Source organism: Myxococcus vastator (genome assembly GCF_010894475.1).
GTDB classification, from domain to species: Bacteria; Myxococcota; Myxococcia; order Myxococcales; family Myxococcaceae; genus Myxococcus; species Myxococcus vastator.
The window spans coordinates 1-2,505 of sequence record NZ_JAAIYB010000730.1 but is presented as its reverse complement, the minus strand read 5'-3'; the positions used below and the strand labels follow the sequence as shown (position 1 = coordinate 2,505).

Annotated in this window: 2 protein-coding genes; both read right to left on the bottom strand. The window is 70.9% G+C overall.

All coding sequences use genetic code 11. The annotated features are described in order from the left end of the window. A partial coding sequence (locus tag G4D87_RS36630; protein WP_371928657.1) for a DUF1501 domain-containing protein occupies positions 1 to 562 on the bottom strand: 562 nt, incomplete at its 3' end. Positions 563 to 741: 179 nt separating this feature from the next. Continuing rightward, on the bottom strand, positions 742 to 2,235 hold the full coding sequence (locus tag G4D87_RS36625) for a DUF1800 domain-containing protein (protein WP_240358903.1): 1,494 nt from the start codon (positions 2,233 to 2,235) through the stop codon (positions 742 to 744). Between the last annotated feature and the right edge of the window lie 270 nt (positions 2,236 to 2,505).

The following is a 2,505-nucleotide window of genomic DNA, read 5'->3' as shown; positions in this document are numbered from 1 at the left end:
GCCGGAACTCCTCCAGCCGCCCCATGGCCACCGCCCCCGCGTCTCCGAACAGCGCTCGGGGCAGCGTGGGCTGCAACGCCACGGCGCGCAGCGCGACGCCCTCTTGTTCGTCCAGCGCGCGGTTGAGCCAGCCATCCGGTGTCGACTTGCGCCCCGGCGTTCCGGACTCCACGAAGTCCTGCGCGTCGAAGTGCGAGCGGACCGGCGCCGGCAATCCCACACCGTGCAGCACCGCCAGCCGACCATCACGCCACAGCGGCATCAACGCTTCGAGCCTGGGATGCAGGCCAAAGGGCCCTGACAACTTCAGCGCGGCGTCCGGGCCATGCGCCTTCAACGCCAGCGTGGGACGCGCCCGGTGATACGCGGCGTCCTCCACCGGAGGCACCAGGGAGAGCCCGTCCGCACCGCCACGCAGGAAGACGGTCACCAGCGTGCCTCGCGCGGAGGCCTGCGGACTGGACGCGAGCGCCCGTCCCAGGAAGCCCGGAGCCGACACAAGCCCCACCGCCGTCGACCCCAGGGCGCGCAGCAGATGACGACGGGTCAGCAGTGGGTTCATCGCGTCTTCACCTCCGGTGAGCCAGGCACGGGAGCCCCCAGTTGGCAGGGCCCCCTCATTCAACACCGGGGCAGGACAGAAGTTACGGGCACGGCGCGCAAGAGCGGGAGTTGCGTCCGGAGCGAGTGCTCACGAGCCCGAAGACCCGTCCGCATCCGCTCGTGAGCGGAGCGTCACCGCTACTGCTTCTGGAACTCTGGCGAGCCCAGCAACAACCCGGCAATGAGCGGGACGTCCACGGGGCGTGTCTCTCCCACGGCGCTGGCGGCCTCGGCGCGCTTCGACAGCGCGTCGAGGATGGTCGCCCGCGTCTGCTCCGACGGTGGCGCGCCCAGCAGCGCGTGGCCCAGCGCGTCCACCCAGGCGCGCTCGGTGGGCTCGGGCGGCGTGGCCAAGGTCTTCAGCGCCACCTCCGTCCCCGGCATCCGCCCGGACACCAACTCCAGGCTGAAGTTGAGCCGGGCCACCAGGGAGCCGCTGTTCACCCACGGCGCGGCCCCTTCCGGAAAGCCCGTGGGCGCTGGCGCCCGGAAGAGCGGCTCGCCCATCTTCGCCAGGGACTGCACCAGCCGGGGGCGCACCGTCACCTCCGCTTCGGTGGCGCGCAGCGCGGACACCACGAACTCGAAGGGCGTCTTCACCTTCGCCGCCCGCGCCTCGGGGGCCCAGAACTCCGGTGACTGGAAGAGCGCGCGGTACACGGTGGGCAGGTCCCCGTCCGAGTCGAGGAACACCTTCGCCACCTGCTCCACCAGCGCTGGCGGCGGCGTGTCCGAGACGAAGCGCCGCGCCAGCTTGCGGGCGATGTGACGCGCGGTGGCGGGGTGCCTCGCCAGCAGGTCCAACACCTGCTCCCCGTCCGCCAGGCTCCGCCGTCCGGGGATGCGCTGCCCCAGCACCTGCTTGTCGTCCGCGTCATGCGCCCGGCGCCGGAAGAAGAACTCAGGGGCCTTGCGCGGCGCTCGGATGCTCCAGCCCGTGAAGCAGCGGGCCACCTCTCGCACGTCCTGCTGCGTGTAGCCGCCCTCCACGCCCAACGTGTGCAGCTCCAGCAGCTCGCGCGCGTAGTTCTCGTTGAGGCCCGGCTTCGACGCTTCGGGCTCGCGCGTCAGGCGCGCGGGCATGCCGTCACGGACGCTGCGCCAGTTGTCCAGGTAGAAGAGCATCGCCGGATGGCGGGCCGTGGCGCCCAGCAGCTCCCGGAAGTTGCCGAAGACTTTCGGGCGGATGGCATCGCGCTCGTAGGCCGTCACCATCCACCGCGTCGCGCCTTTGTCCGCGGACACGTTGAAGTGGTTGAACCAGAAGTCCACCAGCACCTCTTCGAGCTGGTTGGGGCTCTCCACCGCCCGCAGCAGCTTCGCCGCGGATTGCTCCAGGCCGATGCGGACGGGGCGCAGCGGCGCACGTCCGTCCTTCAAGGCCTCCTCCCGCTGGCGCTTCGGCGGGTACGCCCGCACCAGGTCCGCCATGGACATCGTCAGCGAAGGCAGCGTCTGGAGCTTCGCCTCCAGACGGGGTGGCAGCGGCGCGCCGGGACGGGAGAGCTGCGTCTCCATCCAGCCCTCCACGCCCAGGCGCCGCAGGTCCGCCAGGGACTGCGGCGAAGGTCCAAAGGCCATCCGTCGCAGGACATGGACCGCGCGCGCCTCGTCGAAGGCGGGCCTGGCCACGACGGGCCCCGGCGCCGCCGAAGCATTGGAGTGTGGACCGCTCGCACATGAGAGCAGGACGGCCGCCAGGAATCCGACAGGCAATCGACGCATGACGAAGGAAGAACCCCGCATGACGCCAGAAGTTACGCGGTGAGCTGTGGGCCCGAAGTCAAATGACGCTTTCGTGGCGCAAAGAACTTCGGGGCCACGTCTTCGCCACTTGAAGGCGGGCGCTCGATGGCATTCCACCGGGGCCGGGGCCATCCATCCGTCCCCCCGGAGATCGCC